The sequence below is a fragment of the Streptomyces sp. AC512_CC834 genome (genome assembly GCF_019049325.1).
Classification (GTDB): Bacteria; Actinomycetota; Actinomycetes; order Streptomycetales; family Streptomycetaceae; genus Streptomyces.
This window is the reverse complement of record NZ_JAGMUO010000066.1, coordinates 1-2,617: the sequence shown is the minus strand read 5'-3', so window position 1 is coordinate 2,617 and position 2,617 is coordinate 1. Positions and strand designations below refer to the sequence as shown.

The 2,617-nt window shown below is 67.6% G+C and carries 2 protein-coding genes; both read right to left on the bottom strand.

What is annotated here, in order from left to right; genetic code table 11:
- Positions 1 to 103: 103 nt before the first annotated feature.
- Positions 104 to 877, bottom strand: coding sequence for an IS21-like element helper ATPase IstB (gene istB / locus KUM40_RS25960; protein WP_093774766.1), 774 nt, complete (start codon positions 875 to 877; stop codon positions 104 to 106).
- Positions 878 to 937: 60 nt separating this feature from the next.
- Positions 938 to 2,413, bottom strand: a complete 1,476-nt coding sequence (istA, locus tag KUM40_RS25955; RefSeq protein ID WP_254395682.1) for an IS21 family transposase — start codon at positions 2,411 to 2,413, stop codon at positions 938 to 940.
- Positions 2,414 to 2,617 lie beyond the last annotated feature (204 nt).

Here is a 2,617-nt window from a genome sequence, read left to right as displayed (position 1 = left end):
TGTCAACGGTCATTGAGATGCCCAGGTGGGTGGCCGTTGGAGGCCCAGGCTGGTGGCCATCAGAAACCCAGGCGTGTGGCCAGTGGTGTTCCCGGGGTGGGGGTCAGTTCAGGGGGACCACTCCCTTCCCGGCGAGGGCCTCGGCGAGGCGATGCGAGTCCCCGGTGGTGGTCACGAGGTGAGCGTGATGCATGAGGCGATCGGTGCTCGCGCCCGCGAGGGTCTTCGGCATGATCGTGTCGAAGCCCGAGGGGTGAATGTTGCTGGTCACCGCGATGGACCGGCGCTCATAAGCGGCATCGATGATCCGGTAGAACGCCTCGGCGGCGTCCTCGCCGACGGGCAGCAGGCCAATGTCATCAATGACGATCAAATCAGCCCGACAGATCCGGGCGACGGTCCGTGCGGTGGACCCGTCGACCTTCGACTTCCCGATCGCGGCGCTCAGCGTCTCCAGGGTGAACCAGGACACCCGCATGTCCTTCTCGATCGCGGCCTGAGCCAGACCCTCGGTGAAGTGGCTCTTGCCCGTCCCCGACGGGCCGGCGATCACCAAGTTCTCGGCGCGGCCGATCCATTCCAGGGTGGTCAGGGAGTTCTGGGTGGGCTCGGGGATGGTGGAGTCCTCGGCCCGCCAGGAACCCAGGGTCTTGCCGGTGGGGAAGTTCGCCGAGTGCCGGCGAAGACGCCGGGTGGCCGCGTCGCGGCCGGTGACCTCCTCGGCGATCAGCAGCCGCAGGACCTCGGCGGGGTCCCAGCGTTGAGCGCGGGCGGTGGCCAGGACATCCGGGGCCGCCTTGCGCATATAGGGCAGGCGCATGCGGCGCATGAGCTTGTCGAGTTCCTCGGGGATGGCGGGCGGGTTGGGAAAACTCATGGAGGTGCCGTTCTCTTGGGTCATGTGTGGTCAAACTGCTGTGGTGGGCGGTGCGTTGGCTCAGTTGCCCAGGGCCTGCCAGCCGATGGTTCCGTTCTGGACGGAGTGGGCCTCGTCCGCGCGGATGACCTCGCCGGCGGGCTTGCTGTCCGCGATGTGTCCCAGGATCGAGAGCAGGTCATCGTCGGCGAAGCGCCCGGCCGTGGCCGCCAGGCCGAGGGCCTGGTCGACTTTGTCGTTGCCCAGGACGGTGGCCAGCTCGACCGCGCGGGCCATCTTGGCGCGGATACGGACCGCGCCGGCGGGTCCGGCCTCCTTGAGCCAGCGCCCGGCCCCGGGGCCGATGCCCACGAACGCGATCTCCGCCTCCGAGCGGGGCTGCAGCCTCGGCTGGTGGATACTGCGGCCGTCCGGGTGGTCGGGGTAGTGCTCATCGATGATCTGCGGAACACCCGGGGTGGAAAGCTGGTGGCGCCAAATCTCCGACAGATCAACGGAGTTGGTCCGAGCGGTGATGGACAGTTCCTCGCCGACCACCCGGCACCACACCCTCACGCCGGTATAGCCCGGCGGGGTCGAGTAGCGCACCGAGTTGAAGCTGATCGTGCGGTCCGAGCCGACCAGCCTCTCCTCGCCCAGTGCGAGCGCGAGCGGCTCGATGGGCAGGATATGCAGGGTGGTGCGTTCGATGTCCAGGCGGTCGGTGGGTATCTGCCCGGTCGCCCGGTGACGGCGCGAGTTCACCGCATCGCACCAGGTCAGGCAGGCATCGGCGAGCTCGGCGAAGGTGTCGTAGACGGGCAGAAGGTTCGCCCCGGTGGGCACCAGGTCGGCCTTCGCGATACGGACCGTGGCCTCCGCACCGCCCTTCGATTCGGGGTCGTAGGGCACGCAACTGACCACCTGGCAGCCGTAGTGCCGGCCCGCGGCGACCATCTGCGGATGACGTACCGGGATCCCGGCGATGTGTTCGACGGTGACCGTCTTCGCGTTGTCGGTCAGGACATACGTCGGCGCCCCGCCGATCCGCCTGAGCGTGGTGTCCAGGCAGGCCACCAGCGTGCCCAACGTGCAGTCCCAGACCGGGATCACGACCCGGAACCGCGACCAGGACAGCCACGCGCAGAACAGCCAGGTCCGCCGGCCCGCGATGCGCGGCCCCTCTCCCCAGTCGAACTGCAGCCACCGGCCCGGCTCGGGAATCCACGGCCGGTAGGTTCGGCGCTTGCCCGTCTTCCATGCGGTCTTCGCGGCGTTCACCGCCCGTCTCGTCGAGCGTTCGCTGCCCCGGTAGCCCATCTTCACGAGTTTCTCGTGGACCACATCGGCGCGGATCGTCGCCTTCGACTGCTCGACCCACTCCTCGACCTTCTCCAGGAACGCGTCGATCATCTTCGGCCGTGGCTCTCGTTCATAGGGATTGCGCCCGCCGTTGCGGGCCTCGACATACCGCTTGACCGTCTTCGGGTCGTGCCCCGTCAACGTCGCCGCCGACCAGACCGTCCCGGTCAGGTCGTATGCCTCAAGGATTTCCATAATCTCCGTGTCAGACTTCGTCACAGGACCTCTCCGGCCGGTAGCTGATGCGTGCAAACACCAGCAAACGGTCGGAGGGGTCTCCTCCAGTTAAGGAAGTGATCAGGAACACCACTGGTCAGACGGCCGCACACCTGGAATTCCGGTGGCCATCAGCCTGGACTCGGCTGGCCGCACATCTGGACTTTGCCACGGCCGCTGTCA